Here is a 23,763-nt window from a genome sequence, read left to right on the forward strand (position 1 = left end):
ATAGCTTTGAGTACTAAAAAGAAGTATAAAAGAGATTATATAATTCTAGAAGCTAAAGACATGAACTTTAGATATAAAGATAGAGTATTGCCAAAGGCATTTGCAAAAATTGAAGTTACAGAAGAAAAATCTTTGGTAGCACTTTATGTAGAAAATCTTAAGTATATTAGAGATGGATATAAAGTGGTAGCTATACTAGAAGATTACAACACTTTAGATTTAGGGCGTATAGTATTGAGTGAACAAGGTAAAGGGGAATTTGCATTAAATTTAGATGAAAACAATACTAACATAAAAGCTGTGGCTTTGGTATCTGAAAAAAACATACCATTAATTGGATTTAAGGGAAGTAAAATTGATAATTATGAAGAAATAATATTTACATCAGATGAAGAATATATGGAATATGAAGAATTAGAAGATGACGAAGAATATGTATATGAGGAAGTTGAATACGTAGAAGTTGAAGATGGAGAAGATTGTGAGTATGAATATGAGTATTTAGAATATGTAGAAATAGAACCAGATGATAATGAAGTAGATACAGATTATAATTATGAAAATGAAGAAGATAATGAAGAAATAGAGTACGTATCATCTCCTAAACAAAAAAATCAAAGAAATAAATCAACTAAAACTAATAATACTAAACCTGTAATTGAAGAGAATTTAAAACGTAGTGAAAAAGTAAGTGAAGAGATAAAGCAAATTGATGAGGACATAAATTATGAAGAAGCCCAAGTAAATACAGCTAGAAATTTATTAATGCCTAGACAGATAAAAAAAGGATTAAAAATGTTTAAAGAAGTTAAGCCGTTTGCAAGAGATACTATAGAAAATACTAGATGGTGGAAAATAGAGATAACACCTATGACAATGTGCGGATATACTATGCCTTACTTAGGTTATATAAATACTCTAAATTATACTATGTATAGTGACATAGTTTTACAATCATATAGATATAGACATTACTTATTTGGAGTTCAATATGATGAATACAACAAGCGTAAACATTATATGTATGCTATTCCAGGAAATAAAAATGAGCAACCAGATCAAGGTCATACAGGATTTAATATGTATAAACCATGTGATGATAGAAGTGATAAGCTTGGCTATTGGATTTGTTTTGTTGACTCTAGAACTAGAAAAATTTTAAAGTAAATTGTGTGAGAAGTCTGATAATATCGTTTTCTATTGAAAAAAATTATGGAATAATTTACAATATATGTATGTAATACAAACTAGGAGGAGAATTGAATATGATAAATAAACAAAGATTAATCGATGAATTCATAGAATTAGTAAAAATAGATAGTCCTTCATCTAAAGAAGGTAACGTAGCTAAAGTACTAGTAAAAAAACTAGAAGCTATAGGATGTGAAGTTTGTATAGACGAAGCTGGTGTTAAAGCTGGTGGAGAAACAGGAAACGTAATAGCTAAATTAAAAGGAAACAGAGAAGGTAAAACAGTATTATTCAGTTCTCACATGGATACAGTTAGCCCAGGAGAAGGAATAAAACCTATAATAGATGAAGCAAAAGGAATAATAACAAGTGATGGAACTACAGTTTTAGGTTCTGATGATAAAGCTGGTATAGCAGCTATATTAGAAGCTTTAAGAATAATAAAAGAAAACAACTTAGATCATGCTGATATAGAAGTAGTATTCTCTATATGGGAAGAAGGCGGATTATTTGGAGCTCAATACTTAGACTATTCTAAAATAAATGCAGATTATGCTTTCGTTTTAGATAGTGGTGGATCTCCAGGAGAAATAATAACAAAAGCTCCAGCACAAGATAAAATAGAGGTAACTATAAAAGGTAAGCCAGCACATGCAGGATTACAACCAGAAAATGGAGTAAGTGCTATAATGGTAGCTTCTAAAGCTATAGAGAATATGAAATTACTTAGAATAGATGAAGAAACTACTGCAAATATAGGTATAGTTAAAGGTGGAATAGCTACAAACATAGTTATGCCTGAGCTTGAAATAGTTGCAGAAGCTAGAAGTTTAGAGGAATCAAAATTAGATGCTCAAACTAATCATATGGTAGAAGAGTTCAAAAAAGCAGGAGAAGCTATGGGAGCAGAAGTAACTGCTAAAGTAACTAGAGCTTATGCACCATTTAAAATAGCTGATGATGCTGAGATAGTAGAGTTAGCTAAAAAAGCATTCTCTAACATAGGAATAGAAGGATATACTGCTTCAACAGGTGGTGGAAGTGATACTAACGTATTAAATGGAAACGGATTAAAAGCTGTTAACTTAGGAATAGGAATGAAAAATGCTCATACATTAGAAGAGTATATAGCAATAGAAGATATAATAAATTCTTCAAGAGCTGTATTAGAAATAATTAAAGAAGCATAATTAAATATATGATATAATAAAAGAATCGCCCAACATTCGTTGGGTGATTTTTCATTTTTAAGATAAATGATAATTAATATTGAATTAAAATTATAATTTATTGAAGTTAAAATTTAATATAAGTTTAAGAAAGAATAAAAATGGATAAAAAAATAAAGTATATATATTAGGAGGTAATATCGTGGAAACAAGATATGATGAAGCCAATAAGGTAACAATACAATCTATAATTTGGAATGTAGTATTAACATTTATAAAAATATTTTCAGGTATTGTTGGAAAATCTAATGCTATGGTAGCGGATGGATTACATTCAGCATCTGATATAATAAGTTCAGTAGGAGTTTTAATTGGTAATAAAGTTGCAAAAGCACCAAATGATAAAGAACATAATTATGGACATGAAAAAGCAGAAACATTAGTATCGTTTTTATTATCTATATTATTAATAGTTGTATCATTAAAAATCGGATTTAATGCACTTAAATCACTTTTTAACCTAGATAGAGTTCAAGTACCTACATTACTACCATTAGTAGTATCTATTATTTCTATAGCTATAAAAGAATATCAATATAGAATAACTATAAAAGTAGCTAATAAAATAAACTCACCATCATTAAAGGCTGATGCTTGGCATCATAGATCTGATGCACTTTCATCTATTGCGGCATTTATAGGTATAGGAGGAGCTTTACTAGGTTTTAAAGCATTAGATCCAATTGCATCTATAGCCGTAGCTTTATTCGTAGCTAAAGTAGGATTTGATATATTAAAAGATTCAGCTAATGAATTAATGGATTATTCAATAGATGAGGATCAAGAAAAACAGATAGTAAACATAGCAGAAAATACAGATGGAGTAATTAACTTAGGAGAAATAAGAACAAGAAAACATGGAGCTACTGCATATGTAGATTTAACTATATGTGTAAATAAGAATTTAACTGTTTATGAAGGTCATGAGATAGCAACTAAGTTAGAAAAACGTATAATAAAAGAGATGCAATTTGTAAAAGGTATAACAGTCCATGTAGAACCTTGTATAAATTGCCCAGGAAATTCCTGTAAAAAATAATAAAATAATATGAAATTTTATAAAAATAGCACTATGATTCGATTGTAGTGCTTTTTAGTTTGCATATTTTATAGTATAATAAAATCGTTAATTATATAGGGGGGGCTTTTATGGCAAAGAAAAGAAAGATTAAAAAAAGGATTTTAATTCTTGTAGGAATAATTGGATTCTTTATAGTATATACAGCTACATATATTTACTTTTCGAAAAAGCAGGCAAGTGATCAGCCTGTTAAAGTGGAAAATAAAGACACGCAAGAAGATTCAAGGTCATTACTAGCTCAGATGAAAACAACTGACACAGTTTATATGTCAGATAAAAATTTACAAGATGTGAGAGTAGAACAAGAATACTGGAATCAGATAAAATTTTTCTCTACTAAATTTAAAGAAGTAAGAAAGCCAAGTAACTATGAAAGCAAATATGAAGGCTATGTAGATAATGGCATTAGATTTTCTACTGATTTAGATTATTTTAGAATATTTACAGTAAATAAAGAAGAATTTTATAAAATACCTGTATCAGAAAAAAAGATATTTGATAAATTATTACAAGAAAGTATATACACATCTATAGATTCTGTAAAAAAATACAAAACATGGGATAGTATCGAAATTATATACGGAGATGAAGTTAAAAAACCATGGAGATGGAATTATGATGATTTAGCATATAGTATATCTGTAAAAAGACTAGTTGGAAAGATACAGCCAGAAAAAAGTAAAGAAAGAAGTCCATACAACTTTACAGTAAAGATAAAAGGAGATGGATATTCTATAACTCTTGAAACCATGGGAGATGACTATGTAAAAGTAACTTCTGATAAAGCAACAGCGTATTATGAAGTTCATAATGGATTATTTAATTATTTAAGAGATGATGTATTTAAAATTGAAAAGAAATAGTTATTACTATAATAAAAAAAGCTAGGTGAAATTAACCTAGCTTTTTTATATTATTTTTCAAGTAACATTTCTCCAACTTTATATACAGTACCAGCACCTGCAGTTATAACTAAATCATCTTCAGCAACATTTTCAGCAAGGTAATCTACTATTTCTTCAAATTTACTTAAGTATATTACATCAACATTATTTTGATATAATTTATCAACTAAATCTTTAGAATGTATATCTCCTGGATCTTTTTCACGAGCTGCATATATATCAGTTATTATAACTTTATCAGCCGCATAAAATGCATCAGAGAATTCATTTAATAATGATTTAGTTCTCGTGTAAGTATGTGGTTGGAATATACACCATAATTTATTTTTCTTAATTTTTTTAGCTGCAGATAATGTAGCTTTTAATTCTGTTGGGTGATGTGCATAGTCATCTACAACTAAAGCATTGTTGTATTTCCCTTTAACTTCAAATCTTCTACCTACACCACTATATAATGATATATTTTTTCTTATAGTTTCTAATTCTACACCAGAAACTAAAGCAGCTATTATAGCTCCTGTAGCATTGTATACGTTATGTATTCCAGGTACAGAAAGTTTAAATTCTCCTAAATCAATTCCGTTGTAATTTATATTAAATATTCCGTGGCCATCAGCGTCGAATCTAATATCTTTAATTAGAGCATTATTCCCTTCATTTTGACCATATTTAATAACAGTAGCTTTTATCTCATGTAATATATCCTTAGTATTTTCGTCATCTCCATTTATTATGAAGTAACCATCATAAGGTAATAATTTACCAAATTTATTAAAAGATGCTTTTATTTCATTTATTCCAGAGAAATAATCTAAATGATCTTCTTCTATATTTAAAACTATAGATATTTTAGGGTTGAAGTTTAAGAAACTATCAACGTATTCGCAAGCTTCTGTTATAAAGTTTTGAGATTTTCCTATCTTAACATTACCGCCTATTATGATTAAGTTTCCACCAACTAGTATCGTTGGGTCAAGTTCTGCATATTCAAAAATAGCAGATAGCATTGATGTTGTAGATGTTTTTCCATGAGTACCAGAAACAGCTATAGAATTTTGATACTCTCTCATTATTTGACCTAAAAAAGCAGCTCTATTTATAATTAATTTATTTTTTTCTTTAGCAGCAACTAATTCTTCATTATCAGATTTAACAGCAGCAGTGTAAACTACCATATCTATATCATCAGTCATATGTTCTTTTTTATGACCTATATATATAGTTGCTCCTTGATCACGAAGATTATCTAATAAATGAGAATCTGTAGAATCTGATCCGAAAACATTATAACCTTTATTTAAACATATTTTAGCTAATGCACTCATGCTAATACCGCCAACACCTATAAAGAATATGTTCATAGTGAAACCACCTTTCTACTAAATTAAAAGTTCTACAATAAGAACTATGTTTATGATATAATAGTATAATGTTCAATATTTTAAGCAAAATAAAATTATAAAATATTTCTACATATTAAATATATTAAATTTCGAATAAAACATAACAAATATTATAACATAATGATATAAAATATGCATTAACAAGTTAAAATACATAGGTTTTTAGTACAGGAGGTATTTACATGAAATTTAAAAGGACGGAGCGTATAGGTGCAATAGTAAAAATATTATCTGATAATCCTAATAAAATATTTACATTAAGCTACTTCACATCTAAATTTAATTCAGCAAAGTCTACAATAAGTGAAGACTTAATAGTTGTTAAAAATGTTTTTGAAAAACTTGAATTAGGACAAGTGATAACGATATCAGGTGCAGCTGGTGGAGTTAAATATATACCTAAGACATCTAAAGCAGAAAATGAAGAGTTTTTATTAAACCTATGTGAAGAAATAAAAGACCCATCTAGAATTCTTTCTGGGGGATTTTTATATCTGATAGATTTAATATATGACCCTAGAATAGCATCTAAAATAGGTAAAATATTTGCATCAAATATAGATTATTCACAAGCTGATTATGTTGTTACTATGGAAACAAAAGGTATACCTATGGCGCTTATGACAGCAAAAGCCATGAACTTACCTTTAGTTATAATAAGAAAAGATACAAAAGTATCAGAAGGTCCGACACTTAGCATGACATATGTAAGTGGAAATAGTTCAAAGGTAGAAAGTATGAGTTTACCTAGAAAAGCTGTTAAGCCTGGAAGTAAAGTTATATTAATAGATGACTTTATGAGAGGTGGAGGGACTATAAAAGGTATGATAGAACTTATGAATGAGTTCGGAGCTGAAGTTATAGGAAAAGGGGTATTTATATCTACAACTAATCCAATTAAGAAAATGGTTGATGATTATATATCATTAATTCAAATAGATGTAATCAATAATGAAGTAGTTAGTGTTGAACCAAATTTACAAACATTTAGAGAAGAATACTGGACTACTAAAGATATAAATAAAATTGTAGAAGAAGAAAGCATTATGGATGATTTAGAAGGATAAGACAAGTTTTGAGGGCAAATTTCTATCAAATTGAAAAAAAGTAAAAAAATAATAAAAAATTTCTAAAATAATAGAGGAAATTTAACAAGTTGATAGAATTAATATATTATAAAAGAGTTTCAGTTTTTTTAATTAAATTTGTCAAACACAAAAGGGGGATATTAGTAAAATGAAAATTACTGACGTGAGAGTGAGAAAATTAACTGATGAGGGGAAAATGAAGTGTATAGTTTCATTAACTTTCGATAATTTATTTGTAGTACATGATATAAAGGTTATAGAGGGACATAATGGATTATTTATAGCTATGCCAAGTAGAAAAATAGGAGAAGGAAACTTTAGAGATATAGCTCATCCTATAAATGCTGAAATGAGACAAATGCTAGAAGATGAAGTATTAAAAGCTTATCATGAAGCAGTATCTCAATTAGAAGTAGCTGCTGAATAATTAACAGGATTAAAAATATAATACAATTTTATGTATTTCTTGAAGGGCCTAATTTTAGGCTCTTTTTTATTTGAATAATATGTACTTTTTTAGACAAAAATGGTATATTAGTTATTGTAATTAACAAATTGTATACAAAATAAATAAACTAACATATTATAGATAGATTATTAAAATAATTAAAAAAAGTTGAAATGGAGTGGGTTTATGAATTTTAAAGCTATAATCCTAGCAGCAGGAAAAGGAACTAGAATGAAGTCAAGTTTACCAAAGGTAGTACACAAAGTTTGTGGAAGAGAAATGGTAAACCATGTTATAAATGTATCTAAAAATTCAGGTGTAAGTGAAATAGTTGCAATATTAGGTCATGGAAGTGACGTAGTTCAAGGTGTATTACCTGAAGAAACTAAAGTTGCTATGCAAACTGAACAATTAGGAACAGGTCATGCAGTTATGATGGCTAAAGAACATATATCAGAAAATGATACTATAGTTGTATTATGTGGAGATACTCCTTTAGTAAATTCAGATACATTAGAAAATTTATTCAAATATCATTTAGATAATGGATATCATGCAACTGTTTTAACAACAAAGGTAGATAACCCAACTGGATATGGAAGAATAATAAGAGATGAAAATGAAGATTTATTAAAAATAGTAGAGCAAAAAGATGCTAATGAAGAAGAAAGATTAGTAAATGAAATAAACTCAGGTATATACTGTTTCAATGGAAAAAGTTTAAAAGAAGCTTTATCAAAAATAAATAATAATAATGCTCAAGGAGAGTATTATTTAACTGATACAATAGAGATAATGAGAGGGAACTCATTAAAAGTTGGAGCGTTTAATGGTGCTACAATAGAAGAATTAATGGGTGTTAACTCAAGAGTAGAACTAGCTAAAGCAGAAGAAATAATGAGAAAAAGAATAAATACTATGCACATGGTTAATGGCGTAACTATAATAGATGTAAATAACACATATATAGAAGCTGGGGTAGAAATAGGAAATGATACAATCATATATCCTGGAGCTATGATAAAAGGAAACACTGTTATAGGAAGTAATTGTGTTATAGGTATGAATTCATGTATATCAAATTCAACAATAGGTGATGATACAGAGGTAGAAAGTTCTACTATAATAGATAGTAAAGTAGGTAATAATACTAAAGTAGGTCCGTATGCATACTTAAGACCAAAAAGTAATATAGGAAACAATGTTAAAATAGGAGACTTTGTAGAAGTTAAAAACGCGACTATAGAAGATAATTCTAAAGCATCACATCTAACTTACATTGGAGATGCTCATGTAGGAAAGAATGTTAATATAGGGTGTGGAACTGTATTTGTAAACTACGATGGAAAAAATAAATTTAAATCAGTAGTAAAAGATGGGGCATTTATAGGATCTAATTCAAACTTAGTTGCTCCAGTTACAGTAGAAGAAAATGGATATGTTGCGACAGGGTCGACAATAACTCATGATGTACCAGCTGGAGCTTTAGCAGTAGCTAGAGAAAGACAAGTAGTAAAAGAAGGCTGGGTAGAGAAAAAGAATAAAAAAAAATAAATAATTTTTTAAGTTAGACTTTAACGTAAATATAGCTTTTGGCTATATTTACGTTTAAATATAAATATTTTCTTTAACAAAATTTTCGGGAGGTAATTATGAATACTAGCGGAAGCGAAATTAAAATAATTGCAGGAAATGCGTCGAAAGAGTTAGCTCAAAAAGTAGCTGATTACATAGGTGTACCAATGGCTAAGTGTGAAGTTGGCACATTTAGTGATGGCGAAATATCTGTAAATATAAGTGAAACAGTAAGAGGATGTGATGTCTTCGTAATACAATCAACTAATAGTCCAGTAAATGATAATTTAATGGAATTATTAATAATGATAGATGCATTAAGAAGAGCATCTGCAGGAAGAGTAACTGCTGTTATACCATACTATGGATATGCAAGACAAGACAGAAAGGCTAAGGCTAGAGATCCAATCACAGCTAAATTAGTTGCTAACTTAATAACTGCAGCAGGAGCAGACAGAGTTTTAACAATGGATTTACATGCAGCTCAAATACAAGGATACTTTGATATACCACTAGATCACTTACAAGGTGGAAAAATATTAGCAGATTATTTCAATACTAAAAACATTGAAGATTTAGTAGTAGTTTCACCTGACTTAGGAAGTGTTACAAGATCTAGAAAATTTGCTAATGACTTAAATGGAGATGTTCCAATAGCTATAATAGACAAGAGAAGACCAAAAGCTAACGTATGTGAAGTTATGAACATAATAGGTGAGGTTGAAGGTAAAAATGTTATATTACTAGACGACATGATAGATACTGCTGGAACAATAGTAAATGCTGCAAATGCTCTTAAAGAGTTTGGTGCTAAAGATGTTTATGCATGTTGTACTCATGGAGTTTTATCAGGTCCAGCTATAGAAAGAATAGAGAATTCAGCTATAAGCGAATTAATAGTACTTGATACTATACAACTTCCTGAAGAAAAGAAGATAGACAAAATAAAAATAAAAACAGTAGCTCCTTTATTTGGAGATGCTATAAAGAAAATATTTGCTAACGAATCAGTAAGTAAATTATTTAACTAAATATACGTGTAAAAAAGAGATCTATAAAAGATCTCTTTTTTTATTTATTTTTTAGATACAGTTATACATGATTTTATATACGAGATTATTTAATGACAAGAAAATGATATATTTCATATTGTTTTGATTGCGTATCAATAGTATAAGGCTCATACAACAAAAAATAAAAATTTTTTATAAAAAATAAGTTTTTTCTATCAAGATTAGGTATGGATATAAATTACTAAAAAAAGACTTAATGATAGATAAGTGTAAAAAGCAAAAATATAATTTTATATTTAATACTAAAGAAGTCATATAAAAGTCAAATAAAACACCTGAAGTTGATAAAAAGAGCTATAAAGTCTTATGAATATATAAATTGATAAAATAATATCTTTAGATATATAAATAGTATAGAACATTTATTAGTAACAAGGTTTTTATTTAAATAATGAATGTTAAAGGTTTATTTAAAGAAATTTTAAGAATCAAAGAGGAAAATGAATAAAAAATACCAAAGTTATTAACGCTAGCAGAAAATTCAAGTTTCACAAGAAACTTAGTAAAATTTATATATGAGTTGAATAATTTAAATTATTTTAAGAATTTAAAACTTAAAATTATAAAAGTATGAAAATAAATTGAAATATTTATAAAGCTTGAATCAAATAATAATAGATTTACTCTTATTAAAAAGTAACAATTAAATTTTTCACTATATCTTTAATTATTACGGAGTTTTTTATGAAATTAAAAGAAAATATAAAAAAGTGAAAATCAAGTAAAAAATTTCATTTATATAACAATATAGGAATTGAGTTTACATAGCGTTTTAATAAAATTTATATAAGTACAAGCAAAAGTTATTGATAATAGTAAAGGTTAAGATATGAAAGATAAGAATGAATCCGTAAGCTAAAATGAATATTTTGATATTTTAAAATAGACTCTAAATCAAATTAAGATTATTGAAATATTCAATATATAATAAATGTTGCTTATAATGTCCAGGGAAATATCGAAGGAGGAGTAAATAAGTTTTTATTAAAAACAACCATCTATAACAATGAGAAGAAATATACTTCATATTCTGATAATTAACTAAAATATCTAGTAATGTAAATTATTAGTTATAGAGTATGGAAAGGTAAAAAACTTATTAGGAATTTTACTTATAAATAATCAAATTAATATATCTAATAAGTATATTTATAGGGATGAAAAATGAAAATGTATATGATATAAAAGATCAAAAGTATGGCTATGATTACTATAGTAGATAAAATTGACAATAAAGTATTAAGTAAGGGTTTCAAATATTTTAAAATAAAGAATAAAATTTTATAATCTTTATAGTTACAATAAACTTAATTTTCAATAAGTTAAATAGAGTAAAGTAATATATAAATTCAGAAACATAAATATTGTCGATAAATTATCTAAGGATATAGATTGAAGTTTTTATATTTGTTAATCATGAATATAATTTTATATGGAGTATGTTAAATGTTTAAGATATTTCAATAAATATAAATAACTTGATTGAGAATAGGATAATCCAACAAAGAAGTATAAAAAGGAGAGTTATTATGAAGATTTTTAGTATATTACAAATAGCTGTTGAGTTAGGGGCATCAGATATACATATAACAACAGATTGTGAACCTATAGCTAGGACAAAAGGGAAGTTTGTTAAATTATCAGATAAACTACTTACAAAAGAAGATACAGAAGAAATGGTAAAAGAATTGGCAGGGCAAAAAAATTTTGAAAGACTTAAAAAACATGGAGAGTGTGACTTTTCCGTGGCAATAGAAAATGGAGAGAGATTTAGGGTAAATGCATATAAACAAAAAGGGAATTATGCAATAGCAATAAGAACAATAACATCTGAAATCCCATCTTTTAAAACATTAGGATTACCAGAAGTAATAAGTAAATTTACTGAAAAAGAAAAAGGATTAGTATTAGTTACAGGGCCTACTGGAAGTGGTAAAAGTACAACTTTAGCAAGCTTAATAGATATAATAAATGAAAAACAACAAAAGCATATAATAACTTTGGAAGATCCAATAGAATATGTGCATCATCATAAAACTAGTATAATATCACAAAGAGAAATTGGAAATGATACTGAAAGTTTTAATACGGCATTAAAATCAATTCTTCGTCAAGATCCAGATGTAATTCTCATAGGAGAAATGAGAGATCCAGAAACTGTATCTATAGCATTGACTGCAGCTGAGACTGGACATTTAGTATTTTCAACTTTACATACTGTAGGTGCTGCAAAAACTATAGATAGAATAGTTGATATGTTTCCTACAGAACAACAGCAACAGATAAAAACTCAACTATCGACTGTATGTGAAGGAGTAATTTCACAACAACTTATACCTACTATAGATGGAAGAAATAGAGTTGTTGCAGTTGAAGTGATGATTACTACACCAGCTATAAGAAACTTAATAAGGGAATCAAAAACATATCAAATACCGAATATGATACAAACAGGTACAAAACTAGGTATGCATTCTATGGATCAAGAACTTGTTAATTTATTTAGACTAGGTAAGATCTCAAGGGAAAGTGTATTAAGTAGATGTACTGACTTTGAATATACTAACAGACTAATTGGCGGTGTATATTAATGGACATTTATTTTACAGTATTAGTATTTATAATGGGGATAATATTTGGAAGTTTTTATAATGTATGTATATATCGTATACCTAATAATCAGTCTGTAGTTAATCCACCATCACATTGCTATAAATGCAATATAAGGTTAAAGCCGATAGATTTAGTGCCTATTTTTAGTTGGATTTTATTAAAAGGAAAATGTAGATATTGTAAAGAAAAAATATCCCCAAGATATACAATAGTGGAATTGATAACTGGAATATTATTTTCACTTATATATATAACTTTTAAATATAGATTTATTACAATATATTATATGTTTTTAGCATCACTACTTATAATAATTACTTTTATAGATTTAGATTGTTATATAATACCAGATAAGTTGGTTCTAATAGGAAGTATAACTGCATTATTAGTTAATTTTTTAGGTTATGGAACACCGTTTATTGATGGACTAAAACGAGCTATATTTACAGGTGGGGGATTATCAGTATTAACATTGATCATAGAATGTATATTAAAAAAAGAAGTAATGGGCGGTGGTGATATAAAATTATTTGCAATGATAGGCTTATTTTTAGGAATAAAGTTATCATTATTAACTTTGTTGTTTAGTATATATATTGGAGGAGCATATGGAATAATATTTATTATTTATAATAAAGTAAAGAATAAGAAGTTTAATTCTATGATTCCATTTGGACTTTTCATATCATTAGCTACTATAATAACACTTTTATATGGTAATCAAATAATAGATTTTTATATAAAAACATTTATATAAAAAATAACCTATGAGCTATATGTTCATAGGTTGTTATTATTTTAGATTATAATAGGACTATAATCTATTTAGTTGGTTAATAATTTAAATATCCTGCTATGAGTATTTAAATTATGATAAAAATAATATTACTAAGTTTTTTAATGGTACAATTAATTCAATTTTCAATAAAAGAGTTATTTGAAATCAAAATAGATGAAGATAAATTTGCGAAAATATTATATATAATAACTCCGATAATAATATTAGCGTTATACGTGAAACTAGGTCTTAATGAAGAATTTTTTAGATATTCATTACTAGTGTGTTTTTTAGTGGTGATATCTATAATAGACTATTATACAATGTATATATACGATATAACTATAATTAGTGGTATAATAATTCAAGGAATTATATTGTTATTGGCAAAAAATAATATAATATATCATATACTAGGATTGGCATTTGGATTTATTATTCCTTATATAATGGTTAAACTAACAAAAGGTGTAGGCTCAGGAGATATAGGAGTCTATACTTTGTGTTGTTTTTGTGTAGGGATAGAAAAAAGTATATATATGATGCCTATATCTTTTATAATAGCAAGTATTTATGGAGTTTATTTGCTATTGTTTAAGAACAAATCTAAAAACTCATATATGCCATTTGCACCTTGTATATTTTTAGCAACAACATTCGTAATGCTATCACAACAAAACTTTATATTTAATATATTAAATTTTTGAAATTAACTTTATAACAAAGAATAATTAGTAAAGGGAGGAAGGAAAATGTACGTAATAGTAGGATTAGGAAATCCAGGTAAACAATACGAGCATACAAGACATAACGTTGGATTTGATGTTATAGATATTTTGGCAAAGGAATATGGCATAAGCGTAACGAAAATAAAACATAAGGCACTTATAGGTGAAGGTAGAGTAGGAAATGAAAAAGTTTTATTAGTAAAGCCTCAAACATATATGAACTTAAGTGGAGAAACACTAATAGATATATATAACTATTATAAAGTAGATTCTAATAATATCGTTGTTATATATGATGATATAGATTTAGATGTTGGAAAAATAAGAATAAGAAAAAAAGGCAGTGGTGGGACTCATAATGGGATGAGATCTATATTAAAATGCCTAGGAACTAATGAATTTCCAAGAGTAAGAGTTGGAGTATCAAAACCTAGACCTGGACAAGATTTAGCAGATTTTGTTTTATCTAGATTTAGAAAAGAAGAGTCTGAAGATATTCAAACTGGATTAGAAAAAGCAGCTAATTCGGTAGATTGTATAATAAGAGAAAATATAGATTTATCGATGAATAAATACAATGGTTAGTTTATAAGGGGGGTTAGAATATGAACGATATTTTTATATCTCCTTTGCAAAATTCTAAAGAATATAAAGACATATTAAGTAACATAGAAAATATTAAGGGAACACTACTTGTAAATGGGTTATTGCAACCTCAAAAACCAAACATAGTGTATTCTTTATTTAATGATTTAAAAAGACAGATTTTATATATTGCTAATACTGATTTAGAAGCTAAAAAAGTATATGAAGACTTATATTTTTATATGAAAGATAAGGTTGATTATTTAAGCTCTCAAGATATATACTTTTATCATTTAGATGCAAAGGATAGAAATGAAGAAGCTAGAAAGTTAAAAGTATTACTAAGAATGATAAGTAAAGAAAATACAGTTATAGTTACATCTGTTGAAGCTATTCTTAGTAAATATGTACCAAAGGAAGTTTTAAAAAAGAGTATTTTCACTTATAAAATAGGTGATATCATCGATGTGGAAAGTTTATCTAAAAAATTAGTTAATTTAGGATATGAAAGAGTATCTAAAATTGAAGGATTTGGACAATTTAGTGTTAGAGGTGGAATAATAGATATATTCTCACTAGAGTATGATACTCCTATTCGTATAGAATTATTTGATGATGAGATTGAATCTATAAGAACATTTGATGTATTTACTCAAAAATCTATAAAGAAGATAAAAAAATGTACAATAACTCCATCAAGAGAGTATATATATCCAGAAAGTATAGATGAATCTGTAGAAAGAATTAAAAAAGATACTAATGATTTTACAGATGATGATGTACATAGAAATATTGATAATGTAGCATCTTCAACATATTTTGAAGGTGTGGAAAATTATATAGATTATATGTATACGGAAGAAAATAAAAGTATATTTACTTATTTAAAAGATGATGCCATTATATTTGTAAATGATGTTTCTAGATTAAAGGAAAGATGTGAAAACTATATATCTGAGTTTAAGGAAAATTATAAATTAAATTTAGAAAGAGGTTTAGCACTAAAGCAACAAGGTAATCTTTTATACCATTATTCAGATTTAGAATATTTAATTGATAGTAAAAAAATAATTTTAAATATGTTGTTAACTAAATCCATAACTGACTTTAGTGTAGCGTCTATAGTTAATTTTGAAAGTAGAGAAGTTCCATCATTTAATGGGAAGTTAGATATTCTTGCAGAAGAATTAAATAGATTGAAATATAATGGCCATAAAGTTGTTTTAGCTACAAATACTTATGATAGAGCTAAAAAGTTAAATAAAGAGCTTTTAAATTTAGGTATAGAAAGTGTTTTAACAAGAAAAAGAGATATAGAGATACACTCATCTCAAGTTGTTATAGTTGTGGGTAACATAACATCAGGATTCCAATATAAATCAATCAAATTTGATGTTATAACAGATAAAGAAATGATAGGCTCTAATAAAAGAGCTAAAACATCTAAATCTAAAAAATTTAATAAAGGTCAAAAAATAGAAACATTTTTAGATTTAAATGTGGGGGATTATGTTGTCCATGAAAATAGTGGTGTTGGTAGATATGTAGGTATAGATCAATTGACTGTAAATGGAGTTAAAAAAGACTATATGCGAGTTGTTTACCAAGGTGGAGATAACTTATATGTTCCGATAGATCAAATGGATAAAATTCAAAAATTTATAGGAGCAGACACTGAAAAGGTAAAATTAAATAAACTTGGAAGTAGTGAATGGTCAAAAGCAAAAGCTAAAGTTAAAAAAGAAATAGAAGATATGACCAAAGACTTAGTAGAATTATATGCTAAAAGAGAAAAAATAAAAGGATATAAATTTTCTAAAGATAAATTATGGCAAAATGAATTTGAAACTTTATTCCCATATCAAGAAACAGATGACCAATTAAAAGCTATAGAAGAAACTAAAAAAGATATGGAATCAAATAAAGTTATGGATAGACTTATATGTGGAGATGTTGGATATGGAAAAACTGAAGTAGCTATAAGAGCTATTTTTAAAGCTTGTATGGATCAAAAACAAGTTGCTGTACTTGTTCCAACAACTATTCTTGCCCAACAACATTATAATACCTTTAAATCAAGATTTGAAAATTATCCAATAAGAGTTGAAGTTTTAAGTAGATTTAAAACTCCTAAAGAACAAAAACAAATTATAGAGGATGCTAGAAAAGGTTTAGTAGATGTAATAATAGGTACTCATAGAATTATATCTAAAGACATAGAACTTCCTAATTTAGGATTAGTAGTTATTGATGAGGAGCAAAGATTTGGAGTAAAGCACAAAGAATCTCTAAAGAAGATAAAGTCTACAGTAGATGTATTAACATTATCAGCAACACCTATACCTAGAACTCTTCATATGTCCTTAAGTGGAATACGAGATATGAGTGTTATAGAAGAACCTCCTCAAGAGAGATATCCAGTTATAACTTATGTTGTTGAAGGTAAAGAAAGTATAATACAAGATGAGATAGAACGAGAAATAGCTAGAGGTGGACAGGTATTTTTTGTTTATAATAGAGTTGAAAGAATAGATGAAATGGCTAGTATGATACAAAGATTAGTTCCAGATGCAAAAATAGCAGTAGCACATGGAAGGATGACAGGTAAGGAACTAGAAAATATAATACTAGGATTTTTAAATAAAGAGTACAACGTACTTGTTTGTACGACAATAATAGAAACAGGTATGGATATATCAAATGCTAATACTATGATTGTATATGATGCAGATAAAATGGGATTAGCACAACTTTATCAATTAAGAGGAAGAGTTGGAAGAAGTAATAGACAAGGTTATGCATACTTTATGTATGAAAAAGATAAAGTATTAAGCGAAATAGCAGAAAAAAGATTAAAGGCAATAAGAGAATTCACTGAGTTTGGGTCAGGATTTAAGATAGCTATGAGGGACTTAGAAATAAGAGGTGCAGGTAATATTTTAGGACCTCAACAACATGGACATATGGCAGTCATTGGTTATGATTTATATGTAAAAATGTTAAATGATGCAATAAGAAAAGTTAAGGGTGAGGTAGTACAAAAAGAAATAGATGTTGAAGTTGATTTACCTGTAAATGCATATATTCCTGATAGCTATATAGAAGATGAAATTATAAAAATTGAAATGTATAAAAAAATCGCATCTATAGAAAATGAAGAAGATATGAAAGACATAAAAGAAGAATTAGAAGATAGATTTTCAGATATACCTAAGTCTGTTAACGCCCTAATATCTATAGCATATATGAAGACTTTATGCAAAAAACTAGGTATAGAAAAAATTAGGATGTTAAAAAATGAAGTAATCCTGCTTCCTTTAACAAGATACAAGACAAAGGAAAAAAATGGGTATAAAATAATAGATGAGCTAAAAAATATACTTGAACAAATGTGTATGAGTAAAAATCAAAAAAATAATTAGAAAGGGTGGTTTAAGTGAAAAAAATAGTATCATTGCTAATGGTAATTATGTTAGGAATAGGTATGACAGCTTGTGGGTCAAAAAAACCTGTAGCAGTTGTAAATGGAGTAGATATATCTGCAGATGATTTTAAGAAGACTGTTGCTACCTATAAAGAATCTATTTCAAAAATGTATGGTAAAGATTTATGGAATCAAGAAATAAAAAAAGGTGTAAAATACAAAGATGAAATGAAAAAGGCTATTTTACAACAAATGATACAAGAACAAGTAGTTTATCAACAAGCAAAGAAAGAGAAGCTAGAAGCTAAGCAATCAGAAGTGGATAAGCAATTTAAGCAATTAAAAGAAAGTATAAAGAAAGATAAGGATTATGAAAAATTCCTTAAAGATAATGACATTGATGATGAGTTTTTAAAAGCTCAGTTAACTAAAGATATAACGATACAAAACTTTAAAAATAACTTTGATAAAAATACTAAAATAACTGAAGCAGAAATGAAAAAATATTATGATGAAAATAAAAATAATTATGTAGATAATGAGGTTAAAGCATCTCATATATTAATATCAACAGTAGATCAAAAAACTAATAAGCCATTTTCTGAAGAAAAGAAAAAAGAAGCTAAGAAAAAAGCAGAAGAGGTTTATAAAAAAGTTAAATCCGGAGATGATTTTGCTAAGTTAGCTAAAGAATATTCTGATGATAAAAGTTCTGCAGTTAATGGTGGAGATTTAGGATTTTTCTCAAAAGGTAAAATGGTTCCAGAATTTGAAAAAGCTGCATTTGCTTTGGATAAAGGTCAAATATCTGATATAGTTGAATCTCAATTTGGATATCATATAATAAAAGTTACTGATAAGAAGTACAAAGAATATACTTTTGATGAAGTAAAAAATAATATAAAACAAAACTTATTATATAAAAAATATACTGAGAAAGTTAATGAATTAGTTAAAAAAGCTAAAATAGAAAAAAATGAAGAAGAGGCTTTAAAAATTAATGCATAAAAGAAACCTATACCATTTGGAATGGTATAGGTTTTTTTGCATATTTTTCTTATCGTTGGTAAAAATAAACTCAAAGTTACTAATGGAGGTATTAATCTGATATGAGAGCCACAGGAATAGTTAGAAGAATAGATGATCTTGGAAGAGTTGTTATTCCAAAGGAAATAAGAAAGACATTAAGAATCAGAGAAGGAGATCCTTTAGAGATCTTTACTGCAAAAGATGGTGAAGTGATATTAAAAAAATATTCTCCAATAGGAGAACTTAATGAATTTTCACAAGAGTATGCAGAAACATTGGGTGAAACACTTGGACATGGAGTTATAGTAACAGATTTAGATTCAATAATAGCTGTATCAAAATTACCTAAAAAAGATTATAAAGAGAAAAGTATAAGCAAAGAATTAGAAGATCTTATAGAAAATAGAATATCTAATCATGTTAAAGATAATAAGTTAATATCTTTACACAGAGATGATTCAATGGAGTATAAATCACAAATAATAATACCTATAATAAGTTCTTCTGGCGATTGTATAGGATCTATATGTTTAGTGTCTAAAGAATCATCAGGTTTAAGTGAAAGTGATGAAAAATTATTGAAAGTAGCAGCTAATTTTTTAGGTAAACAAGTTCAATAATATAAACTGGACTCATAATGATATTATGAGTCTTTTTAGCATTAATTGGTAATTATCCTAAATTATTGAAATTTGTGAAGTTTATATGATATATTTATGTCTATTACATGACATTAAAAGGAGGAGATCCTATGAGTAAAAATAAATCAAAAGATTCATCTAATATGAAAGCTACAGGAATAGTTAGAAGAATAGATGATCTTGGAAGAGTTGTTATTCCTAAAGAAGTAAGAAAGACATTAAGAATTAGAGAAGGAGATCCTTTAGAAATTTTTACTGCAGATAATGGAGAAGTGATATTAAAAAAATATTCTCAAATAGGAGAGCTTAATGAATTTTCACAAGAGTATGCAGAAGCTTTAGGGGAAACACTTGGTCATGGAGTTGTAGTTACAGATTTAGATTCAATAATAGCTGTATCTAAATTACCTAATAAATATTATAAGCAAAAAAGTATAAGTAAAGAATTAGAATCTCTTATGAAAAAGAGAGAATCTATTCATGTTAAAGATAATAAATTAGTGTGTTTAAATGCAGATGATCCTATGAAATACACATCTCAAATAATAATACCTATAATAAGTTTTTCAGGTGATTGTATAGGATCAATATGTTTAGTATCTAAAGACAAAGTACAATTAAATGAAAGTGATGAAAAAATACTAAAGGTAGCCGCTAATTTTTTAGGAAAGCAAGTTCAATAATTTTTAAAAGACCCACGTTTGTTAGGGTCTTTTAATGTTTATATGGGAATATATTGAATCCATAATAGCATATATGTTATATTAGAATTTGTTATATAACATGATATGGGGGGTATTTATGGGTAATAGTAATGGGAAAGATTCGTTCTTGAAAGGTGCTTTGATACTGGGGTTAGCAGGAATACTTGTTAAGATAATTGGAGCATTTTTTAGGATACCTCTTGGGAATTTAATTGGGGCAGAGGGTATGGGTTATTACCAAGCCGCATATCCTGTGTATACTTTGTTTTTAACTTTAGCGACAGCAGGGTTTCCAACAGCTTTAGCGAAATTAGTATCAGAGAAGATGGCAATAGGTGATTATAAGGGGGCACATAAGGTATTTAAGGTATCTTATACCGTATTAGCTATAACTGGATTTATAGCATTTTGTATATTTTTCTTTGGAGCAGATTTTATAGTAAATGATATAATGGAAAACCCTGGAGCTAAATATGCTATGCTAGCAATATCACCAGCTCTTTTATTTGTTCCAGTTATGTCTTCTTATAGAGGATACTTCCAAGGAAGAAGAGAAATGACTCAAATAGCTATTTCTCAAATAAGTGAACAACTTTTTAGAGTAGTTTTAGGGATAACTCTTGCATACTTTCTTATGTATAAGTGGGGTGCAAACCCTGGGCCAGAACAAGGTGCGGCAGGAGCAATAATGGGTGCTACTATAGGTGCTATAGCATCAATTATATATTTAATAATTGCTTATTTAGTTAAATTAAAAACTATAAAAAGAGAAATAAAAATAAGTAAAAAATTTAAAGAAGAAAATATAGCTAGAATACTGAAAAAGTTACTGGTAGTAGCTGTTCCTATAACTATAGGAGCGTCTGTTATGCCACTTGTAAATATGATAGATAACGTTATTGTTATAAGACGGTTAATTGAAGCTGGATTTACCCAAACTCAAGCAAATGTAATGTTTGGACAATTAACTGGAATGGCTATGGCTATAATCAACTTACCATCTGTTATAACTGTAGCTATGAGTATGAGCTTAGTTCCGGCTATATCTCAAGCTTATGCAGTAGGAAATAGAATTAAAGCAATAAAAGAAACTAAGAGTGCTATAAAGATAACACTAATGATTGTTTTACCAGCAGCCTTTGGAATAGCATCATTAGCACATCCTATAATGAAACTTTTATTTCCTGGAGAACCAGCTACAGTAGGGACTATACTATTAGTTCTTGCTCCTTGTATAGTATTTTTAGGATTAATACAAAGTTTAAATGGAATACTTCAAGGTATGGGAAAACCAATGGTTCCAGTGATATGTTTAGTTATAGGTATGGTATTTAAAGTGGTTATAAGTTATACATTGACAGCTATACCACAAATAAATGTTATAGGATCTGCATTAGGGACTTTAACAGCTTATTTTGTAGCTAGTATCCTTGAATTAGTTTACATAAAAAAGGCAATGAGAATGAAGTTATCAAAGAAAGAATTTTTTATAAAGCCATTGGTAATAGTAATTACTATGTTTATAGCAGTTAAATTAAGCTATACATTTACAATAGGAATATTAGGCAATACTTTATCTACTATAATAGCCATAGCAATTGGAGCGATAGTTTATATATTGGCTACATTTACTTTAGGTGGTATAAAGAAAGAGGAATTACTAAGTATGCCTAAAGGAGATAAAGTATATAAAGTTCTTACAAAATTAAAAATTATGAAGTAATATATGTATACATATATGCAAATAAAGGAAATACTTATATAGGGTAATTTCCTTTATTTTTACAACAAGAAGGAGCTTTTTATATGGGAAAAATAACTATAGTAGGTCTTGGACCTGGAGAATATTCTTTAATAAGTAAAGGTGCTTTAGATGCTTTAAAAAATAATTCTAGAATATTCTTAAGAACAGAAAAACATCCTATAATGGATAATTTAAAAGATGAAATAAAATATACGTCATTAGATTATTTTTATAATGAAGATGAAGATTTTGATAATGTCTATAATAAAATATCTAATTTTATTATAGAAGAAGCTAATAAAGGAGATCTTGTATATGTAGTTCCTGGTCATCCTAGGGTCGCAGAAAAGACTGTAAGTATTATCAGTAGTATTGCTAATACAAAAGGTATAGAGATAGAGACAATAGCTTCTATGAGCTTTGTAGATGCCATGTTTAACTACTTAGAAGTTGATCCATCAGAAGGATTTAAATTAGTCGATGCATTTGAAATTGAAAATAGCTATATAGATACGAATACTAGCATGATAATAACTCAAATTTATGATAGATTCATAGCTTCAAATGTAAAATTATCACTTATGGAGTATTATGATGATGAGCAAGAAGTATGTATAGTAAAAGCAGCAGGTGTTAAAAATCTAGAAAGTAAGAAATATGTTAAGTTATATGAATTAGATAGAAATGAAAATGACTTTGACTATCTTACTAGTTTATATATACCAAAGTCTGATAAGATTACGTACAATAAAGTAAAAGATTTAGAAGATATAGTGGAAAGATTAAGAGGGAAAGATGGATGCGAATGGGATCAAAAGCAGACTCATAAATCTCTTAAAGCTCATATAATTGAAGAAGCTTATGAATTAGCACAAGCTATAGACAATGATGATATTGACGAGATGATAGAAGAATTAGGAGATATATTACTTCATGTAGTATTCCATTCTCAAATAGGCAAAGAAGAAGGATATTTTGATTTAAAAGAAGTAATAAAAACAGTTTGTGAAAAATTAGTATTTAGACATCCACATGTATTTAAAAATGAAACTGTAGATATGAATACATATGACAAAAAATGGGAAGATTTAAAAAAAGAAGAAAAAGGTGAAACTACAGTAACAGAAGGTTTAAGAAGAATTCCACCTAGTTTACCAGCTTTAACAAAAGCTAAAAAAGTGCAATATAAGGCGTCTTTAGTAGGGTTTGACTGGGATAATATAGAAGATGTATTTAAAAAAATTGTAGAAGAATATAAAGAATTACTTGACGAACACAAACAAGGAAATATAAAATACATAAAGGAAGAACTAGGAGACTTACTATTCTCGATAGTCAACCTTGCTAGATTTTTAGATATAAATCCAGAAGAAGCATTGAATCTAACTACTGAAAAATTCATAAATAGATTTGAGTTTATAGAAAATAGTGCTATAAGTTTAAATAAGAATTTAGAAGATATGACATTAGAAGAAATGGATGATTTGTGGAATAAATCCAAAAATAAGCAGTAAATAAAAGGTA

At 27.5% G+C, this 23,763-nt stretch carries 19 protein-coding genes; 18 read left to right on the forward strand and 1 reads right to left on the reverse strand.

Going from position 1 to position 23,763, the window contains the following annotated elements; genetic code table 11:
- The first annotated feature begins 6 nt into the window (after positions 1–6).
- The 4 genes from ABFX13_RS11135 to ABFX13_RS11150 all read left to right on the forward strand — a co-directional run bounded on the left by ABFX13_RS11135 (position 7) and on the right by ABFX13_RS11150 (position 4,364).
- On the forward strand, positions 7–1,167 hold the full coding sequence (locus tag ABFX13_RS11135) for a hypothetical protein (protein WP_346045963.1): 1,161 nt from the start codon (positions 7–9) through the stop codon (positions 1,165–1,167).
- A gap of 98 nt (positions 1,168–1,265) precedes the next feature.
- Entirely contained in the window at positions 1,266–2,381 is a 1,116-nt protein-coding gene (locus tag ABFX13_RS11140; RefSeq protein WP_147547786.1) for a M20/M25/M40 family metallo-hydrolase, read from the forward strand.
- A gap of 181 nt (positions 2,382–2,562) precedes the next feature.
- The gene (locus tag ABFX13_RS11145; protein WP_346045966.1) at positions 2,563–3,459 is read left to right on the forward strand and encodes a cation diffusion facilitator family transporter; all 897 of its coding nucleotides are present in this window, start codon (positions 2,563–2,565) and stop codon (positions 3,457–3,459) included.
- A gap of 110 nt (positions 3,460–3,569) precedes the next feature.
- On the forward strand, positions 3,570–4,364 hold the full coding sequence (locus ABFX13_RS11150) for a hypothetical protein (protein WP_346045968.1): 795 nt from the start codon (positions 3,570–3,572) through the stop codon (positions 4,362–4,364).
- Between the two features lie 50 nt (positions 4,365–4,414).
- Here ABFX13_RS11150 and murC read toward each other — a convergent pair whose 3' ends face one another.
- Complete coding sequence (gene murC / locus ABFX13_RS11155; RefSeq protein ID WP_346045970.1) at positions 4,415–5,767, reverse strand: UDP-N-acetylmuramate--L-alanine ligase; 1,353 nt, start codon at positions 5,765–5,767, stop codon at positions 4,415–4,417.
- Positions 5,768–5,991: 224 nt separating this feature from the next.
- Between murC and purR the strand changes: the two genes are divergently transcribed.
- From purR to yabN, 14 genes are all read left to right on the forward strand, one after another.
- The gene (gene purR, locus ABFX13_RS11160) at positions 5,992–6,876 is read left to right on the forward strand and encodes a pur operon repressor (protein WP_270647011.1); all 885 of its coding nucleotides are present in this window, start codon (positions 5,992–5,994) and stop codon (positions 6,874–6,876) included.
- Between the two features lie 169 nt (positions 6,877–7,045).
- Complete coding sequence (spoVG, locus tag ABFX13_RS11165; protein WP_147547775.1) at positions 7,046–7,324, forward strand: septation regulator SpoVG; 279 nt, start codon at positions 7,046–7,048, stop codon at positions 7,322–7,324.
- Positions 7,325–7,531: 207 nt separating this feature from the next.
- Entirely contained in the window at positions 7,532–8,899 is a 1,368-nt protein-coding gene (gene glmU / locus ABFX13_RS11170; protein ID WP_346045973.1) for a bifunctional UDP-N-acetylglucosamine diphosphorylase/glucosamine-1-phosphate N-acetyltransferase GlmU, read from the forward strand.
- 98 nt (positions 8,900–8,997) lie between these two features.
- Positions 8,998–9,951, forward strand: a complete 954-nt coding sequence (locus tag ABFX13_RS11175; RefSeq protein ID WP_147547771.1) for a ribose-phosphate diphosphokinase — start codon at positions 8,998–9,000, stop codon at positions 9,949–9,951.
- 1,571 nt (positions 9,952–11,522) lie between these two features.
- Positions 11,523–12,584, forward strand: coding sequence for a type IV pilus twitching motility protein PilT (locus ABFX13_RS11180; protein WP_346045986.1), 1,062 nt, complete (start codon positions 11,523–11,525; stop codon positions 12,582–12,584).
- Positions 12,584–13,363: a prepilin peptidase gene (locus tag ABFX13_RS11185; RefSeq protein ID WP_346045988.1), complete on the forward strand. Its 780-nt coding sequence runs from the start codon at positions 12,584–12,586 to the stop codon at positions 13,361–13,363. Before ABFX13_RS11180 ends, ABFX13_RS11185 begins: the two co-directional genes overlap by 1 nt.
- Positions 13,364–13,476: 113 nt before the next feature.
- Positions 13,477–14,091 carry a prepilin peptidase gene (locus tag ABFX13_RS11190; RefSeq protein WP_346045990.1) on the forward strand — a complete coding sequence of 205 codons (615 nt, stop codon included), beginning with the start codon at positions 13,477–13,479 and terminating at the stop codon, positions 14,089–14,091.
- Between the two features lie 45 nt (positions 14,092–14,136).
- A complete protein-coding gene (pth, locus tag ABFX13_RS11195; RefSeq protein ID WP_346045992.1) occupies positions 14,137–14,697 on the forward strand; it encodes an aminoacyl-tRNA hydrolase in 561 nt (186 codons plus the stop codon).
- A gap of 20 nt (positions 14,698–14,717) precedes the next feature.
- Positions 14,718–18,119, forward strand: a complete 3,402-nt coding sequence (mfd, locus tag ABFX13_RS11200) for a transcription-repair coupling factor (protein WP_346045994.1) — start codon at positions 14,718–14,720, stop codon at positions 18,117–18,119.
- A gap of 14 nt (positions 18,120–18,133) precedes the next feature.
- Positions 18,134–19,129, forward strand: a complete 996-nt coding sequence (locus tag ABFX13_RS11205) for a peptidylprolyl isomerase (RefSeq protein WP_346045996.1) — start codon at positions 18,134–18,136, stop codon at positions 19,127–19,129.
- A 101-nt stretch (positions 19,130–19,230) separates the two neighbouring features.
- Positions 19,231–19,770: a stage V sporulation T C-terminal domain-containing protein gene (locus tag ABFX13_RS11210; protein WP_346045998.1), complete on the forward strand. Its 540-nt coding sequence runs from the start codon at positions 19,231–19,233 to the stop codon at positions 19,768–19,770.
- A 164-nt stretch (positions 19,771–19,934) separates the two neighbouring features.
- Complete coding sequence (locus ABFX13_RS11215; RefSeq protein WP_346046072.1) at positions 19,935–20,474, forward strand: stage V sporulation T C-terminal domain-containing protein; 540 nt, start codon at positions 19,935–19,937, stop codon at positions 20,472–20,474.
- A 118-nt stretch (positions 20,475–20,592) separates the two neighbouring features.
- Positions 20,593–22,218 carry a putative polysaccharide biosynthesis protein gene (locus tag ABFX13_RS11220; RefSeq protein ID WP_346046001.1) on the forward strand — a complete coding sequence of 542 codons (1,626 nt, stop codon included), beginning with the start codon at positions 20,593–20,595 and terminating at the stop codon, positions 22,216–22,218.
- A gap of 83 nt (positions 22,219–22,301) precedes the next feature.
- Positions 22,302–23,753 carry a bifunctional methyltransferase/pyrophosphohydrolase YabN gene (gene yabN / locus ABFX13_RS11225; RefSeq protein WP_346046003.1) on the forward strand — a complete coding sequence of 484 codons (1,452 nt, stop codon included), beginning with the start codon at positions 22,302–22,304 and terminating at the stop codon, positions 23,751–23,753.
- Positions 23,754–23,763: the final 10 nt, after the last annotated feature.

The sequence above is a fragment of the Paraclostridium tenue genome, from assembly GCF_039521565.1.
In the GTDB taxonomy this organism is placed as follows: Bacteria; Bacillota; Clostridia; order Peptostreptococcales; family Peptostreptococcaceae; genus Paraclostridium; species Paraclostridium tenue.